A 19497-nucleotide genomic window follows, 5' to 3' on the forward strand; every position below is an offset into this window, starting at 1 on the left:
GTGGGGGCCGGTCGCGCGGGCCCCACCTCGTCCCTCACCCTCCGACCACCACCCCCTCGTCCTCGGCCCTGGTCGGATTGACGGCGTCGAAAAGGACCTTGTTGGAGGCGCGGTCGAAATAGAACGTCCCGGTGTACAGGCCGTCCGTGATCTCCTCGTTCACCTCGGTGCTGGTCAGCCACTCGGTCTTCCCGGAAGTCGAAGCGCCGAGGGCCGCGGGGATGTTTTCGGGCTCGGCCTTCTCGAACGTCCTGCCAGGAGCGTCGAGGACGGCCTTCATGTCCTCGGCCGTGGTCTCGAAGTAGCCGACCATTCTGATGTCGCTCGGACCGGGGACGCGGGACGAGCCGCCCGCGAGGTCCATCGCACACCATTCGGCGGTGATGACGTCGCCCAGCCCGGAGAAGCGGTCGGCGACCTGCTGGGTGGTGTCACGGATCTCGCAGCCCGCCGAGGCGCTGTCCGTCCCGGGGGCGGACCCCCGCGGTTCCGAGGAACCGCAGGAGCCCACCGAGGCCATCACCGAGACCGCGGCGAGGACGAGTGCGCCCGTGCGTGCGGCGCCCGCTCGCGTCGCCACTAGCGGCCTCCGCCGGACACGGACGTGGAACCCAGGATGTCGCCGCGCCGCCAGGTGACCTCACGGGTGACCGTGCCGCGGCTGATGAAGGGCTTGGCCCAGCCGAGGGTGGCGAATCTGCCGTTGACCTCGTCGGGGGTTCCGCTCGCGATGTCGCTCATCCCCTTGTTGAAGTCGTAGCGGTCCTTGGCGTGGACGGTGATCCGCATGGTGAACGAGTCACCGCTGGTCTTCACGGAAGCGCTTCCCCAGATCTTGTGCTCACCGATGGCCTTCTGCCAGTTCTCCGTGTCCGGATAGTGGCTGCCGCCGACGTTGGTCATCTTGCCGGTGATGTCGAACGTCGACTTGTCGTTGCCCTTCTGGATCTTCTCGGCCCAGGTCTGGGCCAGCGCGATCTCCTCGTCCACCGCCGCGCGAATCCCCTTGTCCTGGTCGTACGCCTTCTCGTAGTCGAGTTCCGCGTCCAGCCCGCTGCCGCCCATGTAGTGCGCGTACATGGCGACCGCGTCGCTCAGGTTGCCGTCCTCGGCCCCGAACGTGTCGCAGGCGCTGATCCAACTGCACCAGAAGGCGCCGGTGTTCTTGCCCTGCCACTTGAGCCAGGCAGTGTAGTCACTCGCGGTGGCCTCGGCACTCGGGTCGTAGGGGAAATCGTCCTTGTAGTACACGTAGGGCTCCTGGGCGCCGCCCACGACGTAGTGACCGGTGCCGCCGGAGCCCGAGGCCGTGCCCGAGCCGCTCTGGCCTCCGCCCCCGTTCCTGCTGCGGGGGGTCTTCTTCTTCGAGGTGACGGGCTTGCCGCCGACGCACTTGATCTCGCCGGTGTGGCACTCCATGAGGATCTCGCCGGTCGGGTCGCTGAAGGTGGCCGGGTTGTTGGCCGCGTAGGCGTAGCCGCTCATGGTCTGCGGCTTGTCCGACTCCAGCGCGGGGTCGACGCTGATGAACTGGCCGATCTCGGGGTCGTACTCCCGGGCGGCGACATGGGTCAGCCCGGTCGTGTCGTCCGCCGTCTGGCCCAGGAAGCCCTTGTCGGTGGGCCAGCCGCCTCCCGTGGCGGCACCGCGTTCCGCGCCGAAGGGCGTCATACGGCGCTTGATCACGGCCTGGGTGTCGGAGGTGAGGGCGAGGCTCTGGGTGCCGTGGTGGTCACCGGCGAGGTAGAAGAGCTTGTTGCCGCCGGACTCGTTGCTGCGGACGGCGACCGTGAGGTCTCCGGATCCATAGGTGCGCTGGGCCCACATGGTGCCGTTGGCCCTCAGGTGGAGTTCGGTGGCTCCGGCGTACAGGACGCGCTCGCCGCCGGAGGTGGCACGGATCAGCAGGGTGCCCTCGGCGTCGTAGAGGTAGTCGGTCGCCTTGGTGCCCTCGGTGACCTTGGCCAGTTTGCCCTCGTCGGACCAGTCGAGGTCCTGGGTGGCCGTCTCGCCGGGCCTGCTGTCGGTGTTGCCGGCCTCGTCGTGGCCGTAGGCCTCGTCGGGTGCGGCGCAGTCGGCCTTGGTGCTGGTGCCGGTCAGGGCGTGCGGCTGGTTCCCCTCGTAGCAGTAGGTGGTCGTGGTGGTGGCGGACGTGGTGTGCGTGGTCTCGCTGGTGCGCTGACCGGCCGCGTCGTAGGCGTAGCTGGTCCAGTACGGTGCGGGACCGGACAGGCCGGCCGCGCTGCGGGCGTCGGCGCACTTCTGGGAGGCCGGGGTCCATGCCTCGGTCATCCGGCGGTGTCCGTCGTAGGCGTAGCACTGGGTCTCCGCCGCGCTGCTGCCGCCGAGGGTGGCGGGGTCGGCGATGGAGGTGACGTTGCCGGCCTGGTCGAAGGCGTAGTTGAGGTCCTGGAGCATGTACGGGTGGGTCTGGTCCGTGACATGGCTGCGGGTGAGCCGACCGGTGGCCTCCTCGTAGGTGTTGGTGACGTAGGCCTTCTTGTGCGCCTCGGTGTTCGCGACCCCCAGCGTCAGCTGCTGGGCCTGGCCGAGGGCGGAGTAGGCGACGTCCAGCAGATAGCCGGTGCTGCCGCTGATCGACGTGACGTTCCCGAGGCCCGTGTACTCGTAGCCGACGGTCTCCGACGGCAGGCCGCCGAGTGCCGGTTCCTGGGTGTTCTGCAGGGTGCCGTTGATGTTGTAGTAGCTGGTGGACTCCAGTACGGACGGGGCGCCCGCCTTGACGAGCGGATCGGTGGCCGGGAGTTCCAGCTTGGTGGCGACGGGGCGCGACTGGCTGTCGTAGGCGGTGATCGTCTTGGTGTACGCCTTGCCGGTCTTGCCGCCGACGTAGCGGGTGGACGTCGCCGGCTTGCCCTTGATGACCGTGTCGTACGTGTGCGCGGTGAGCTGGTTGGCGTCCGTCTTCGACCCCGCCCAGGTGCCCGTGACCCGGCCGATCTCGTCGTAGGCGGTCAGGATGCTCCTCTTACGCGCGTCCGTCGCCTTGATCGCCTGGTCGAGGGCGTTGTACTCGGTCTCGGCCTGGCCCTTGTCAGGGTCGTCGACGTCGACGCGGCGGCCGAAGAGGTCGTAGCCGTAGGTCCACGCGGAGCCGTCGGCGCCGGTGATCGACTTCTCCTTGTCGTCCAGCGTGTAGCCGAACTTCACGGACGCGTACGCCGTCCCGGGGCCGGTGCCGAAGTCGGCGTCCGCCGGGCTGGTCCCCTCGTACTCGCGGGTCTCGACGGTACGGCCGCGGGCGTCGGTGACGGTCCGCAGGGCGCTGCCGCCCTGGAGCGCCGTGGTGGCGGTGGAGTCGCCGGTGTGGCTCGTGGTCGTGGTCCACTTCTTCACGCCGTAGCTGTACAGGGTGCTGGAGGTGGTCCGCTCGGCGCCGTCGTAGACCGTTTCCGTCTGTTTCGGGGCCTCTCCGTACTCGGCGCGCGTGTAGGTGCCGTTCGGGGTGCTGGTGCTGTCGAAGATCTCCTCGTAGGTCTCGTGGGCGAGGCCCCGGCTGTCGTAGCGGGTGTCGGTCAGCAGGCGTCCGCCCTGGGGGGTCGGCGCCTGGGTCTGGAGCTTCCGCAGCAGCGCGTCGTAGATCTCGTAGGTGGTGTTGTAGGTCTCGCCGTCCGCCTTGAGCGTCGACGTCGACACCGAGGACGGCTTGGTGTCGCTGAGGTGGTAGGCGAAGGTGCCGTTGGCGCTCTGGTCGGCGGCCCGGTTCCGGTTGGGCAGCCATACGGCGGTGAGCCGGCCGAGCGCGTCGTAGGTGAACTCCGTCTTCTTGGTGTTCGCGTCGTAGCTGCGGTCGGCCTGACCGCGCCTCGGGTCCAGATAGTTGATGGTCCGGTGGCCCTTGGCGTTGGTGGTGACGGTCCTGGTCGGCGGTCCCGCGTCGGTGGGGGTGTACGCGGTGGTGGTGGCGTTGCCCGCCGAGTCGGCGACGGAGAGCGTGCGGCCCAGGGTGTCGTAGGTGGTCCTGCCCGTGGTCTGCCAGCCGGTGGGCGGGCGTTGGCCGTCCGTCGCCGCCGCCGGGTAGCCGGTTGCGCGTCCGCTCCAGGTCGCGGCGCCCTTGGTGGGCTGCTGGTTCTCGCTCCAGGCGGTGGCTGAGGGGCTGTCGTAGACGGTGGCGGAGTCGGACAGGACGTCGCCCCGCGTCTCGGAGTTCGCCGGCAGGCTCAGGTTCGCGTCGGTGACGGAGCAGGAGCGTCCGACGGTACGCACCCGTGAGGTCAGGCCGGTGATGCCGGCGTCGGCGTTGCGGGCGTACCAGGTGCGGGTGCAGGTCTGGTCACCGCTCTTGCCGACCTCACCGGAGTCGTCGAGGGTGACGGCCATGCCGTAGGAGTCGAAGCCGGTGGTGGTCGCGCGGGCCCGCCAGGTCCTGGGTCCGGTGAGATAGGTGTGCGTGGTGGTCTTCTCGGTGCGTACGAAGCGGGCCACGACGTCGGAGGCGTCGGGTACGTCCTGTCGGGCGGTCTCCTTGGACCACGGGTCGTCGACGGTCACGGTGACGGGGGTGGAGCCGTTGTAGGTGACCTCCTGGCGCAGCTGTCCGCCGTACTGCTCGCTGTCGGTGAGCGAGGCGATGCCGAGGTCGGGGGCGGTCAGCGGGGCGAGGGTGACGGACCTGGTGGTGCCGTCCTTCTTCTTGTCGCCGTGCATGCCCTGGAGGTAGAGCGAGACGGTCTTGGACCGGGTGGTGCCGGTGGCGCCGGTGTAGGAGGTCACCTGGCGGTAGCCGCGCCAGTCGGACCAGGTCCGCTCGTCCTTGGGGGTCAGGGGGTCGTCGTTGTGGCGCCAGGCCGCGCCCTCGTACGCGTAGGAGTGCTCGACGGCGTCGTTCTGGCCGGCCGGGTCGGAGACGACCACGGCGAGCACCCGGTATTTGTGGAACCAGTCCACGGACGCCTCGGCGCCGCCGTTGATGTTCCAGTACTGCGGGTAGCAGGAGCGGGTGTTGGTGTCCTCGGCGGCGTCCACGACCTCACCGCGCACACACTCCGGGGAGGACAGTGTCACCGTGGTGATCGCGCCCGTCTCGGAGGTGATCGTCGACAGTCGGGGGCGGGTCAGCGGGAGGATGTCGTCGGTGCCGTCGACCCGGTTCGGCCGCATCTGGTAGGTGAAGGACAGCGGGTGCAGGGCGATGTCGGTGCCCGCCTTGCCGGTGCGCTTGATCGAGGTCAGCGTCAGGGTCTGGTCGCTGGAGTCGCCGATGTCGCCGCCGTCCAGGTACTTCTGGGTCAGATCCCAGGAGTCGACGGCCGCGTAGGCGCTGGTGGCGGCGGACCAGGAGGAGGTGTCGATGCCCGTGAGGCGCTTGCGGGTGAAGAAGGACGGGGCGGAGGTCGCGCAGTCCTCCTCGTCGGCCCCGCTCGCGCAGATCGCGTCGAACGGCACGTCCGGCCAGTTCTCCGCGGTGTCCTCGGTCAGTTCGGCGCAGTCGGAGGCGGTGCAGCGCTCGGCGTAGGAGAAGGTCACCTTGGCGTCGGCGTCATCGGTGAACAGCGCGCCCTTGCGCAGCCCGTACTTGATCTCCTTCAGGTAACCGCCGCGCGTGTAGGAGGCGTTGGCGGTGGTGGCCTTGTTCTTCTTGTAGTGGTTGGTCTCCTTGGCGTACCAGTACGTGGCGGCGTTGCCGTGGGTGTCGACGACGTGGTCGAGGTTCCACCGCCAGGCCTGGGTCACGTCCCGGTCGCCGAAGGAGTCACCGGCGTCGTAGCCGGGTTCGCCGGAGTCGTCGCCGAAGACGGGCACGGTCCAGGTGGAGTTGGTGCGCTGGTCGCCGGCGCCGTCGAGCTTGTTCAGACCGAAGACGTACCTGGTGCCGTCGCCGGTGATGACGGTCCAGTGCTCGCCGTTGTTGTCGCCGTTGTCCGCGCCGGTGTCACGGATCACCTTCGAGGCGTCGTCGTCCTTCAGCCGCCACTCGCCCGACGTGCCGTCCTTGACCAGCTGGTTGCTCTTGCCGTTCAGCACCAGCCGGGCGTTGTCGTACTTCCAGCACTGGTCGAAGACGTCCTCATGTCCGTCCTGGTCACAACTGCCGTACGAGCGCTCGACATAGGACTCCGTCAGGGCGAAGCCCTCGCCCACCGTGGTGCTCTGGTTGTTCGTCGACGCGGTGCGCCCGTCGATGCCGCCCGAGTCGTACGACAGCGAGATCCCGGGCACCGGTCCCGCCGCGGCGGGCGGCATCGTGAAGTCGTACGACCAGGTGAAGGAGCCGGAGCTGCCCCCCGCCTCCCACTTGGAGGACTCCGCCAGAGGGGTCGCCGTGTAGGTGCCGAGGCCCGAGGGCGACTCGCCCGGGGTGCCTGTCGCGGTGACCGCGAACACGGAGGCGGATGTCTCGGCCAGTTGCGTCGACATGCCGCTCTCGGCCTCGGTCACCGGCACCCGGGCGGAGACGGTCTGGTCCGAGGTGTCATTGCGGGACTTCACGGGCGTCTGCTCGCGGCACTCCGCCTTCTGCGGGGTGGTCAGCGCGCAGGAGGGGAGCCGCACCAGGCCCAGTCGCTGGGCCCAGCCACCGCCCACCGCTCCGGCGAAGCCGCCGTAGTCGACGCTCAGATCGACGGAGCCGGCGGCGCTCGCCTCGACGGACAGCAGCACACCGAGGACGCCCGCCCTGTCCGCGGCCTTCTGGTCCAGCACCGAGACGTGTGCCTCGGTCCCGTCCTCGTTCAGCGCCTTGGACCTGGGGCTGACGGTCAGCGGCAGACCGCCGGGCGAGGCCTCGCCCTTGCCCTCGGCCTTCAGTTCGACGGTCGCCTCGCCCGCCTTCGGCCAGGCCGTCTCCCGCTCGGCCCGGGCCTTCTCGGCCTGCCGGGCGTTGGCCTTCTTGTCCTTGGCGACCTTCTGCCGGGCCTTCTTCGCGCCCTGCCCGGAGACCGCCTCGACCTTGCTGACCCGCTGTTCGGGCACATCGGGACGACCCAGGCCGCCGGTTTTCGCCTCGGCGAGAGGAGCGAGACCCGTCGGTACCACGAGCGACAGCGCGAGGACGGCCGCCAGCGACCATGGTCTGTGCCGGCTCACCCTCTCCGCCCGGCTCTTTCCGATCACGTCGAATGACATGGTTGATGAACACCCCGTTCAGATGAAGTCCGGACATGCCGAGGGGCACTCCGGGAGGAGGACCGGTGGGTGCGGGCGGTGTACGCCACCGCCCGCACCCACCTGGCTCAGTCGCCGACCTGGTGGTCGATCTGCTCAGAGCCGGCCATCGCGCCCGCCCAGAGCCGCACTTCCGCCACGCGCGCGGGCAGATGGTGCTTCCACGCGCCGTCGGTGAAGCCCTTGCCGACGGCGAAGTCACCGGTGCCGAGCTTGACGGTGAACGCCGTGTCGTCACCGTTCTGGTTGTGGCCGAGATAGAGGCTGATGGTCCCGGTCAGGGAGTCGTAGAGACCGGTGAGCCGTACGGGACTGTCCAGGGCCGCCGCCGTGTCGGACGCCACCGAGGAGAACGTTCCGTCGGCGTTCAGCCGGCCGAAGTGCCACACACCGACCGGAACAGTGCGTTCCTCCAGGGTCTCCTCGTCCAGCACCGTGTCCTTCCCGGTCAGCTTGAACCAGAAGCCCCAGGCCGAGCCGTCCTCCGTACGCTGCCCGAGGACCTGGCCGGTGTAGCCGACGTTCTTGCTCGCGAGCTTGGCGGCGTCGAGTGTCACCAGCGTCGACACCGTGAACGGCGCGTGGTCGTACACGAGCGGCCCCGGGGCGGTCGCCGAGTCGTCCGTCCCGTCCAGGACGATCTCCCCGTTGTCCAGTGCGGCCCCGCCGGAGAGCGTGAGGCTGCGGCCGTACCCCGACGTCGTGTCGGGCACGGTGGTACCGCTGCCCAGCTCGGCCTTCCAGTCCGCCACCAGTTCGGCGCCGGCGAACCCGTCGGAGACGAGCAACTGCGCCTCGGTGACGATCTCCCTGGGCGTCAGCACCCGCTGCCAGACGGCGACCTCGTCGATGGAGCCCGGGAACTGGTAGACGTAACTGCTGGCACCGTTCTGCAGACGGCCGAACTGCATCGGGCCCGTGGACTCGTACGAGCCCGCCACCGTGACGGCAGTGCGCTGGAGACGACCGTCGACATAGAACTTCAGCTCCCCTGTGACCGGGTCGTACGATCCCGCCAGGTGGGTCCACACCCCGGTCTGGGCGGCGTAGACGGCGGAGACCCCGGAGTAGCCGCTGCCGTCGGGCTTGCGGACGCCGAAGTACCAGGTCTTGGAGTTGCCCGAGTACCAGAAGGCGAACGGCGTGCCGTCCGGGCCGTGTTGGGCCAGCACGGTCGCGTAGGCGTCGGTCTCGTCCAGCCGCACCCAGGACGACAGCGTGAACGCCGAGCGGGTCTCCAGGACGGGCCCGCTCGTCTGCGCGTACCCGGTGGTCCCGTTGAGGGACAGGCCCTTGTCGGTGACGGGCTCCTCCAGGGGGACCCCCTGGGCGTCGTGGGTGATCAGCCCTCGGCGTCCCCGGTCGTCGCGGACGGCGGAGCCGCCCAGGGTGGCGTTGTCGGAGCCGTCGGCGGTGGCGGAGTCCACGGCCGCGCCGCTCGCCTCGTCGAAGTGCCAACGGCCGACGGGGCCTTCACCGGCGGCCACCAGGAAGTCCACCACGTTCTGCGCGCCCCACCGGCTCACCTCGTCCTTGGCCCGTACGTACACGCTGTGGGTGCCCGACCGCTCCGGCGTGATGGTCGCCGCGCCCGTCGACCCCTTGATCTCGGACGACCAGGCGTCCGCGCTGGAGAGCTTGTACTGGTAGGCCACGTTGTTGGCGTCACCGGTGGCCGGGGTGAAGGTGAACCTGCCCGAGTTGCCGGGGCCGCCACCCGCGGCACAGGCGTTGGTGGTGCACTCGCTGTACGGAGCGCCGATCGCGATGCGGGGCGCCTTGGGCGCGGTCGGGTCGACCTTGAAGTGGCACCAGCCGCTCGTCGAGGCGTTCGACGGCCCCGCGAGATAGCTCTCACCGCCGTTGTAGTACGAGCGCACCCAGGCCCGGAACCGGTACACCCTGCCCTCGGTCAGCGTCGACCAGGACTTCGTCAGCTTCACGCCGTCACCCACGTAACCGCTGGACGGGGCGAGGTCGCCGTTGCCCGCCGTGGTGTCCGACCAGGTGCCGTCGCTGTTCTTGTGGTCCATGTCGAAGGCGACACGCAACTGGGCGTCCTTCTCACCGCCGGACGCGGTCTGCGCCGTCGCCGTCAGGGCCGGGGTGGGGTCGGAGACGACCGCCGGGTCCGACTCGGTCGTCTCGCAGACCGTGCCCGAGCCGGTGACCAGACCGATACCGGTCGGCTTGGCCGGGAGGCCGACGAAGTCGACGGCCAGCACGGCGTCGTTCCTGAACCGCTTCCACGCCGCCGTGTCCGTCTCGTCGTGGGCCTTGAGCATCAGCGTCAGCCGGGAGAACTTGCCCGCCGCGAAGTTGCGCACCGTCGGGGTCAGGTTCTCGTCCGTCTCCTCGGGGTTGTCGTTGAACTCGATCGGCGCGTCCGGCGAGTCCGGGTCGCAGAGCGAGCCCCGCCCGGCCGACACATGCCGGTCACCCATCAGATCCAGGTGCGCCGGGCGCGAGGACCACGTGGTCGAGGAGGAGATGTTGTTCGTGCGCCCCAGGTCCACCCAGCGCGGATCGCACTGGAACGCCCACGGCTCCGTCACCCGGAACGTGGCGTCCAGGACGTGCTTGCCCTTCAGGCTCGCCGGCGAGAACTCGAAGTACAGCCGCTGGACGTACCCCGGCCCGCAGTAGTACCCGTTCCAGGTGCCGCACGCGCCGACGCCCTTGCCCAGGTCGTCGTCGCCGTTGCCCCAGCCGTACGACTCGTAGCCGTCCGAGCGCAGGAGGGTGCGCTCGGACTCGCCCCAGGTCACTGTCGGGTCGATGAACAGCGGGAACGCCGACTCCTTGGTACCGGTGAGCATCTTCGCGTCCGGGATCACCGACAGCGCGTCCTCGGAGAGCTTCACGTCCATCCTGGCGACCTTGTCGCCGGCGCGGGGCTCGGTGCCCTCGGGTGCGTCGGCCGCCTCCGCCGCCTTCGGCCCCTCGGTTCCGGTGGCGGCCGCGGCCGCGAACCTCGCCGGGACCGTACGTGCCCCGGTCGCCGTCGCCGCGGTCGTCGCGTCGCCGGCCGTCGTACCGGTCGCATCGCCGGCCGTCGTACCGGTCGTATCGCCGTTCGTCGTACCGGTCGTTTCCTCGGCCGGGGCGTCGGTCTCGTCGGCGTCGGTGCCGGCGGAGTCCCACATCTGCGCGGGTGGGGCGCGGAAGACGCGGTTGCCGGCCGAGTCGACGGCGGTGAGGTTGCCCGCCTCGCCCTTGACCAGCCGAAGCCCGTCGGCCTTCAGGGGGTAGTCGATCCGCTCCAGACTCGCGCTCTCGGCGCCCTCGGGTGTCTTGACCACCAGTACATGCCGGAAGCCCTCGACCGACGCGGTGACCTTGAGGTCGACCCCGGGCAGGACCTCCTCGTAGAGCGCGCTCGTACCGTCCAGCCGGGGCTCGGGGAGCTTGCCCTCCCAGCCGAGTCGCAGGGACCGTCCGCCCTCCGCGATCTTCACCAGCGGTGCGTCGTCACCGCCGCCGGAGAACTCCATCTCCACGGCGGCGGCCTTCGGTGCGATCGTCCCGTCGGACCTCACCTCCAACGTCGCGTCCGGTGTCCGCCAGCCACCGCCCGGTTTCGGCACCCGTACCGGAACGGCGGATTCTTCGAGGGTGAAGGAGTAGCCGTCCGGATTCGCGTAGACGGTCGTCCGCTCCGACCGCTCGCCGAGGACCTCGACCCGCTTGCCCGAATCCTTGGCCTCCGCCAGCGCCTTCTGCCCCTCCGACTGCTCGGGGGGCGACTCCTCCGCCACGGCCCGCGCCGCGGCGGGGCCCAGCCCCAGCCCCAGCGCGGGCACCGCGGTCAGTACCGCGAACGCGGTCACCATGGACACGAAAGAGTGTCCCCGTCTGCCGTCGGCGCCGTCAGCACGGCGCCGTCGTCCCCATCCCATGAGTCCCCCATGTCGGATTGTCCGAGACATGACAGGACGGCGCCTCGCAGCCGCCGCGCTCATCACATCCGAACGTCATTGACCACACAGGGACGCATCGCACCGGACACCGTCGCGCCGGAGCACACAGAACCGCACGCGAGTGCCGAATCGCACCAGACGCGATGCGTCCACAACGAAGGCGCGTCTACTCCTGGACCCGCGCCGGCTCTCCGTCGGGCAGATCCGCCCGGCCATCCGGTGCGATCACCTGTGCGATCGGTGTCGCTCCCAGCACTCTCGACGCAGACCCGGCCATCTCAAGTCCCCCTTCTGCCCAGGCCGTTCAGGGCACAACAGTTCTATGCCGAGGCTTTACGTCAACCAAACAACGCATGGGATTCGTGATGCCAATGTGACTATTGAACGGCGAACCATATGACGTGGTTTCACGTCACGGCGCTGCCGGTACGTCCGTCACGGCGCCGCCGGCGTGGAGTTGTTCGTGTCCGTGGGCCTGCCGCCCGAGTCGCCTTCCGATGTCGCCGCCCAGGTGCCCACACCCGCCGCGACCACCAGCGCGACCGCCGCCGCTCCGAGGGTGATCCTCCGGCGGCGCACCGCACTCCCCCGGTTGCGCGCGGACCCGGGCCGCGGCGCCCCCGTCGGGCGGGGCACCCGCGCCGTCCCCCGCGCACCCCCCGCCAGCTCGTCCGGCCCCGGCACCCGCATCGACGTATGGGTGTCCCGGTTGGAGTCCGGCTTGGCCCCCGGCACCAGCGGCACCGCCCCGCGCCGCACCCGCTCCCGCGGCGCCTCCGCCTCGGCGGGCGCCTCCTCGTATCCGTCGCCGGACTCCGTCCCCGGTTCGTCGACGTCGAGCGGCGGCATCCCCGCCAGCAGCGGCAGCTGCTCCCGCAGCCGCGCGGCCAGCTCCGAGGCCCGCAGCCGCGAGGCCGGCGCCTTGGCGAGGCACTGCACCAGCAGCTGCCACAGTTCCTCGGGGATACCGGGCAGCGGGACGACCGTCTCGGTGACATGGCGGCGCAGCACGGCGCCGGGGTGGCCGCCGCCGAACGGGGTGAACCCGGCCAGCAGCTCGTACAGCACGGTCGCGAGGGCGTAGATGTCCACGGCCGCGCGGGGCGGCAGGCCCTCGACGATCTCGGGGGCGAGATAGTCCGGTGTTCCGATGATCTTCGTGGCGCGGGTGCGTCGCGGAGAATCGATCAGCTTGGCGACACCGAAGTCGGTGAGGAGGGCCGGGTGCGCGCCGCCGGGGCCGAGGGGGCCCTGCATGTCGAGCAGCACATTCTCCGGCTTGACGTCACGGTGGACGACCCCGGCCGCGTGCGCCGCCGCCAGGCCGTCGGCGATGTCGGCCACTATGGCGACCGCCGCCTCGGGGGCCATGCGCCGCTCCCGGTCGAGGCGGGTGCGCAGGTCCGTGCCGCGGACGAGGTCCATGACGAGGGCGAGGTCGTTGCCGTCGACGACGAGGTCGCGTACGGAGACCACGTTCGGGTGGTCGAGGCCCAGCAGCGCGGTGCGCTCCTGGACGAAGCGGCTGACGAGTTCCTGGTCGGAGGAGAGGTCCTCGCGCAGCAGCTTGATGGCGACGGGGCCCTCCGGGCCCTCACCCAGCCACACCGTGCCGGCGCTGCCCCGCCCCAGAATCTGGTTCGCGGTGTACCGGCTTCCGATCTTCCGTCCCAAGACTGCTCCTACAGGCCGCGTGTTGGCGACAAAGCTACGCGCCCGGGGACCCCACGTTCACCGCCGAGGCGGAAATCACCCCTCGGATGTCGACAAGTCCCCAAGGTGAGGCTCCGTGGGGGCGGGGTGCGCGGATGGGGGTGGGGGCTTGGGTGCGTCGGCGGGTGCGGGTGGGTGGGGGCCTCTCGCGCGGTTCCCCGCGCCCCTGAAAAGCCGGGGCTGCGCCCCGTGCTTTTCAGGCCCGCAGGGCCGTGGTCCTTCAGGCCCGCAGGGGCCTGATGCTCTTGGGGGCGCGGGGAACTGCGCGAGAAGCCCCACCGGAGCCGCACCCGCCGACGAAGGCCTCACCCCCGAGCTGTGAGGCGCTCTACTGCCCCGAACCGGAGCCGGAACCAGAACCGTTGCCCAGGTCCCCGATCCACTTGCCCACGTCGCCGACCCAGTCGGAGAGCTGGCCCCACCAGCTCTGGCCGGTGCCCACCCACTCCTGCAGCGGCGTGAACTCCCAGATCAGCCAGCCCCCGACGAAGAGCAGCACGATCATGAACAGACATCCCTTGAGGCACCCCAGCCCCGGGATGCGCATCGGGTTGGCGCTGCGCTGACGCGGCTCACGCGGCGGCCGGGGCTCCCGCTGGGGCCGGGGCGCCGGCTGCTGCGGCTGCGGCGCGGGCGCGTACCGCTCCGGCTGCCGGCGCTGCGGCTGCCGCGCGGGCGCGGGGGCGTACGGCTGCTGTTGCTGCTGCGGGTGGCCGTACCCGGGGCCGGGCCCGCCCTGCGGCGGACGCTGCTGCCGGCGCGGCTGCTGGGGCTGCTGCGGCGCCTGCTGCGGACGGCCCGCCTGCCGCTGGGGACGGCGGCGCAGCGGGTCCTCGCTGGGGTCGAGGTACTGGACCTGCGTCTGCTCGTTGCGGTCGCGGGCCGCGCGGAGCTGGTTCTGCCAGGGGTGCGGCTGCTCCGGCGGCTGCCCGCCGGGGTCGTGCGACGGCACCGGCGGCATGACGGACGTCGGGTCGGCGCCGCCGGTGTGCGGGAGCACGGTGGTGGGGTCGCCCGAGCCCGCCGGTCCCGAGGTGTGCGGCAGGACGCTGGTCGCGGCGTTCGGGTCGTACGCGCCCGCGCCGTGCGGCAGCACCTGGGTCGGGTCGGCCGAGCCGAACGGCTCGGGGGCGCCCGGCACCTGCGCGGGCGCCGGGTCGGGGGCGAGGATGTGGCCCACACCGTCGGCGGCGGCGATCTGCATGGAGTTCGCGTGCACGCCGACGCCCTCGGCGACGATGCGGAGCGCGCGGGCGAGGTTGACGGCGCTGGGCCGCTCCCGCGGGTTCTTGCGCAGGCAGCGCTCGATGACCGTCCACAGCGGGTCGGGGACGGTGGAGGGGCGGCGCGGTTCGGCGCTGAGGTGCTGGTGCAGCACTTCGAGCGCGGACTGGCCGTTGAACGGCGGGCGTCCGGTGACCAGTTCGTACATCAGGATGCCGGCACCGTAGATGTCGACGGCGGAGGTCTGCGGCTGGCCCTCGGCGGACTCGGGGGCGACGTACGCGGGCGTGCCGACGAACTCGCTGGTGCGGGTCAGGCCCGGGGAGTCGGCGAGGCGGGCGATGCCGAAGTCCGTCAGCATCGGGTGCATCTCGCCGCCGTCCTGCTTGAGCAGGACGTTCGCGGGCTTCAGGTCGCGGTGGACGACGCCGTCGGCGTGGCTGGCGGCGAGCGCGTCGGCGATCTGGGCGGTCAGCAGGGCCGCGCCGACGGGCGAGAACGGGCCGTTCTCCCGGAGGTAGCGGTGCAGGTCGGGGCCCTGGACCAGGTCCATGACCAGGGCCAGCAGATCACCCTCGACGACGAGGTCGCGGACGCGCACGATGTTCGGGTGGGTGAGCCGGAGCAGGACGGAGCGCTCCCGCAGGAACCGCATCACGATGTCCGCGTCGCTCGCGAGCTCCTCCTTGAGGACCTTGATCGCGACGGTCTCGCCGGGGTGGCCGGGCACGGCCGCCTCGGCACCGGCGGTCTCCCGCTGGCGGGCGCGCCAGACCGTGCCTGTGGCGCCGCGTCCAATCGGCTCCTCAAGGAGGTACTTACTGCCTACCGGCCGCACGTCATGCGCTCCCTGTTGCTTGCTTGCCTGGTCACGCCCTGGGCTCCCGCGGACGTTGCGACCACTGTAGTGCGGCCGTCCACGGGACCGGGCTGTTCACTTCCCGACTCTTCCTGCCCACTCTGTCCGCTCGCTGTGGCCCGGAGTACGTACGGGTACCCGTGTGCGTTCGGTGGAAAGACGCTCCCTCGTGGGCGCTTGGTTGCCGTGCGGGGGTCTGTCGGGCTCCGGATGCGGACGTGACCGATCCCGAATACGGCCGCGACAGGGACGTGACCGATCTCAAGTGATCATCTGGCGGGCACTGGTCAGGCACTTTTGGGGGCAGAGCCGACCAATCAAGATCACTTGACGCCGGGCGGCGGGCGAGTTGTCAGTGGCAGGTGCGAGGATGCCTCCAGTACTGGCCGACGTGCCCGTGAAGCGGTGGGGGAAGTCTGCGGTGGGGACCGCGCAGTCTCGTCCTCGTCGTCGCGGGTGCCCGCGCGGAAGGGACCGCTGACGGCGATGCAGATCCGGCTGACCGTCGTAGACCCGCTGGGACCGCCCTCCGAGCCGCGAGGACGTGCCACGGCCTGCGACGTGCTGGTCACGGCGCCCGCCGGGACGGCCCTCGCCGCCGTGGCCTCGGGCCTCGCCTCCGCCGTCGGGGAGGGTGGTGCGGAGCGCCTGGAGCGCAGCCGCGAGGTCGGCGGCGGACAGGTCGTGCTGTACGCCGGTGCCGAGCGCCTCGACGCCCAGCGCTGCACCCTGGGCGAGCCGCCCCTGATCGACGGCGCGGTGCTCTCCCTGGGCGCCCCCTCCGAGCCGGGCCCCGAGGTCGACGAGGCCGCCGCGCAGCTGCACGTCGTGGCCGGCCCCGACGCGGGCGGCGTCCATCTGCTGCACGGCGGCAAGATCCACATCGGCCGCTCCGCCGACGCCGACGTCCCGCTCGACGACCCGGACGTCTCCCGTCTCCACTGCGCGGTCACCCTCTCCGCCGACGGCCGGGTCTCCGTGGTCGACCTCGGCTCCACCAACGGCACCACGCTCGACGGCACCCGTGTCGGCGACCGCCCGGTCCGCCTGGCCCCGGGCGCGCTCCTGCGTATCGGCGAGTCCGCGCTCCGCCTGGCCTCGTCGTCGGGGGCGCGGGGGGTCGGTACGACGCCTGACGGGGAGGGGCATGTCCGGGTCGCGGCGGGGGGCGCGGCGACGGCGGACGACAGCGGCTCCGCCGCCGGCCCGGGTGCCGGTTCCGGCGGCGGGTCCCGTACGGGTGCGGGGACGCCGGGGGCCGAGGCCGCCGGGCACGGGCTTGGCGAGCGCCGGACGGTGCCGGGGCAGGGCGGGGTGCCGGGCATCGAGCGGACCACGGGGAGCGCGGAGTCCGGGGCGGCCGGAGGGACGGGGCGGGGGGACGCGCCCGGGGCCGGCCCAGGGGCCCTAGGGGCCGTGCGGGCGGGTGTCGGCGAGGGCGGCGGGGGCCCGTTCGAGGCGGAGGCTCATGGCCGTCCGCGCGACGGCCACGGCTCCTTCGCGGGCGACACGCGCGGCGCGGGTGACCTGCGAGGCACGGGTGACGCGCGTGCCGGTGAGGTCGGCGGGTCCGGTGACGACGGCTTCGGGAGCGGCGGCGAGCCCCCCGAGTCCGGTACGCGCAAGGGCACGCCCCTCCGGGGAACGGACGTGCCGCGTGGCCTGCGCAAACGGGGCGGGTTCGGGGCCTGGGCGCGGCGGCTGACCGGGGGGCGGACGCAGTCGGGCGCCGAGTACGACCCGTACGAGTACGACACGGAGGACGACGAGGACGAGCGCGGGGCGCCGGCCTCGGTGTTCCCGGCGGCCGGGGAGCGGCTGCCGGAGACCTGGCCGGACCCGGCCGCGCTGCTGCTCACCGCGCTCGGGCCCGGCGCCCGGCTGTGGGAGCGGGGGCCGGGGCACCCGGAGGCGCTGACGGTGCGGCTGGGCACGGCGGACCGGGCGGCGCCGGACGGATCGGGACTGTTGCCGGCGGTGCCGGTGACCACCGGGCTGCGGGAGGTCGGCGCGCTGGGGCTGGCCGGGCCGCGCCCCCGGCTCATGGGCCTGACCCGCGCGGTCGTGGCCCAGCTCGCGGCGCTGCACTCCCCCGACACCCTGGAACTGGTCCTGATCAGCGCGGACCGCGCCCGCTCCCCCGAGGAGCGCGCCGGTGACTGGTCCTGGCTCGGCTGGCTCCCCCATCTCCGCCCCGCCCACGGCCAGGACTGCCGCCTCCTCCTCGCCTACGACCGCGAGCAGACCACGGCCCGGCTGGACGAGTTGCTGCGCCGCGTGGAGGACCACGCGGCGGACACGGCGGGCCACGCGCCCGGAAGCACACCGGGCACGGGCGGCGGACGTACGACCCCCGGCGCGACGGGTCCGGCCGAGCGCGGGACCGGGGCGGCCGAGGGCGGCCCGGGCCGGCGGAGCGCGCGGCGCCCGTCGTGGGCGCGGGAGGACGGACCGGCGGGCGCCGGCTTCGCGGGGCCGTACACGGTGGTGATCGTGGACGGTGACCCCGGGGGCGCCGATGTGCGCGAGGCCGTGGTGCGGCTGGCGCAGGAGGGGCCCGTCGCCGGGATCCATGTCGTGTGCCTCGCCGAGACGGAGTCCGCGTCGCCCGCCTCACCGGTGACGGAGACGTACACGGCGGCCTGCGAGGTCTCCCCCGCGTTCCGCGCGTGCGGGGCCGTCGCCCTCCTCAGCGGTGACGTCGCCACGGCGCTGCGGCTCCTGCGCGTCACCTCCGCCGGGCACGGCGCGGTCAGCGGTGCCGGGGCGACGGGCGCGGTGAGTGCGGCGAGTGCGGTGGACAGGGCGAGTACGGCGGGTGGCGCCCGGTCCGGACGTACGGCGACGGGGCCGGCGTCCGGCGGAGTCGGTGGACGCCCGGGCACGGCGCCACACGGCGGTGAGGCCGGGCGGGGCGGGGACGCCGGTCGCCCGTCGCAGGAGCCCGTGGACCACGCGCGCGGTACGGCGTCCGACGCCTCGCCGGGTCGTCCCCGTCCCGACCACACAGAGCGTCCGGGACGGCCCGACCGGGCCCGTGGTTCCGCTCAGGCGGACCCCGCCGTGGTGAGCCGTACGCACACCGCCCTCGCCCTCTCGGGCGGCGCGCGCTCCGGTGCCGACGAGCGGACGCATCCCGGCGCCCGGGACATCCCCTCGCTCGACGCGCGGGAGGCGCCCGGCCTGCTGAACCACGGCACGGTGGCCACACTGGACGCGGTGTCGGCGGCGTGGGCCGAGCGGTTCGCGCGGGCGCTCGCGCCGTTGCGGACGGACGGGGCGGCCGGCGACCGGCAGACGCGGGTGTCGGCGCCGTTGCCGCAGTCGGCGCGGCTGCTGGACGAGTTGGGGCTCGCGCGGGCCACACCGGCGTCGCTGATGGCGCGCTGGGCGGACGCGGGCGACGACACGACGGCGCTCGGGGGGCGTGCCTGGGCCGTGCTCGGCGCCGGGCCGCGCGGGCCCGTCTCCGTGGACCTCGTCGCCGAGGGCCCCCATCTGCTGATCGAGGGGCCGGCCGGCAGCGGCCGCACCGAGCTGTTGCGGGCCGTCGCCGCGTCGCTCGCCGCCGCCGAGCGGCCCGACCGGCTGGGCATGGTCCTCGTCGACGGGCGGGACGGCGGGGCCGGCGGGGGTCGTACCGGCGAAGGGCTCGGGGTCTGTACGGACCTGCCCCATGTGGGGACCCATCTCACGGTCAACGACCCCGTCCGCATGCGGGAGTTCGCCCAGTCCCTGATCGCCGAGCTGAAGCGCCGGTACGAACTGCTGGGCGGGCTCGGGTTCGTGGAGTGGCACACACGGCGTGAGGTCTCGGGCCGTATCGTCCCGCAGCGCTCGGCGACCTCCGCGACGGCGGGGTCCGGGTCGGCGAAGTCCGGGTCGGCGAAGTCCGCGGCACCGGGGGCGGGTTCCTCCGGGGCGGGCGCCTCGGGGCCGGGGTCCGCACAGGCGGCTTCGGCCGGGGCAGCCGACCTCGACTCGTCCTCCAGCTCCACGCTGCGGCTGCGGCCGGGCCGGAGGACCACCGAGCAGGACGGCCGGGGCGGGGCCGCGAAGAGCTTCGCCACGGAGCTTCCCCGGCTCGTCGTGATCGTCGACGACCTCGACGCGCTGCTGTCGCCGCCGTTGGGTTCCACGGGGCGGCCGGCGGCGGGGTCGGTCGTCCGGGCCCTGGAGGCGGTGGCCCGGGAGGGCGAGCGGCTCGGGGTGCATCTCGTGGCGACGACCGGTGGGGGCGGGCCGAAGGGCGAGAGCGAGCTGGGGCGGGCCGCCGGCGGGCGGGTCGTGCTGAGCGCGCCGGTGCCGGGGCCGGACGAACCGGCGCCGGGCCGTGGCGAGTTGCGGGGCGAGGGGGGTCGCACGACCGCGTTCCAGGCGGGCCGGGTGACGGGGCGCATCCCGCGCACGGCCACCCTCCGGCCGACGGTCGTCCCGCTCGACTGGACACGGATGGGCGACCCGCCGGCCCGTCGCCCCGTACGGGAGTTGGGCAACGGCCCCACGGATCTGGCCCTGCTGGCCAGCGCGCTGGACCGCGCGGCCCGGGAGGTCTCGGCACCGGCCGTACCGTCCCTGCTCTGACCACGGTCTGCGGGGACGGGGCCGCAGGCCCCGCAAGGGGCGCGGGGAACTGCGCGAGCGACCACGACGGAC

Annotated in this window: 6 protein-coding genes; 1 reads left to right on the plus strand and 5 read right to left on the minus strand. The window is 72.5% G+C overall.

Translation table 11 applies throughout. The features are described 5' to 3' along the window. Positions 1-34: 34 nt before the first annotated feature. From ACZ52C_RS24750 to ACZ52C_RS24770, 5 genes are all read right to left on the minus strand, one after another. Positions 35-580 carry a hypothetical protein gene (locus ACZ52C_RS24750; protein WP_469076785.1) on the minus strand — a complete coding sequence of 182 codons (546 nt, stop codon included), beginning with the start codon at positions 578-580 and terminating at the stop codon, positions 35-37. Further along, on the minus strand, positions 580-7086 hold the full coding sequence (locus ACZ52C_RS24755; protein ID WP_469076786.1) for an RHS repeat-associated core domain-containing protein: 6507 nt from the start codon (positions 7084-7086) through the stop codon (positions 580-582). The genes ACZ52C_RS24750 and ACZ52C_RS24755 overlap by 1 nt, the downstream gene beginning before the upstream one ends. A 107-nt stretch (positions 7087-7193) precedes the next feature. Next, complete coding sequence (locus tag ACZ52C_RS24760; RefSeq protein WP_469076835.1) at positions 7194-10958, minus strand: laminin G domain-containing protein; 3765 nt, start codon at positions 10956-10958, stop codon at positions 7194-7196. Positions 10959-11480: 522 nt separating this feature from the next. Continuing rightward, on the minus strand, positions 11481-12719 hold the full coding sequence (locus ACZ52C_RS24765) for a serine/threonine-protein kinase (protein WP_469076787.1): 1239 nt from the start codon (positions 12717-12719) through the stop codon (positions 11481-11483). Positions 12720-13086: 367 nt separating this feature from the next. Beyond that, the gene (locus ACZ52C_RS24770) at positions 13087-14820 is read right to left on the minus strand and encodes a protein kinase domain-containing protein (RefSeq protein WP_469076788.1); all 1734 of its coding nucleotides are present in this window, start codon (positions 14818-14820) and stop codon (positions 13087-13089) included. Between the two features lie 507 nt (positions 14821-15327). On the opposite strand from ACZ52C_RS24770, the gene ACZ52C_RS24775 reads away from it, so the two are divergent. Then, a complete protein-coding gene (locus ACZ52C_RS24775) occupies positions 15328-19425 on the plus strand; it encodes an FHA domain-containing protein (protein WP_469076789.1) in 4098 nt (1365 codons plus the stop codon). The last annotated feature ends 72 nt before the right edge of the window (positions 19426-19497 follow it).

The sequence above is a fragment of the Streptomyces sp. NPDC034049 genome (assembly GCF_055575575.1).

Bases quoted from the DNA above. Each gene is read 5' to 3' on its own strand.
- ACZ52C_RS24755 (WP_469076786.1), bottom strand. From the start codon at position 7,086: ATGTCATTCGACGTGATCGGAAAGAGCCGGGCGGAGAGGGTGAGCCGG.
- ACZ52C_RS24760 (WP_469076835.1), bottom strand. From the start codon at position 10,958: ATGGTGACCGCGTTCGCGGTACTGACCGCGGTGCCCGCGCTGGGGCTG.
- ACZ52C_RS24775 (WP_469076789.1), top strand. From the start codon at position 15,328: ATGCAGATCCGGCTGACCGTCGTAGACCCGCTGGGACCGCCCTCCGAG.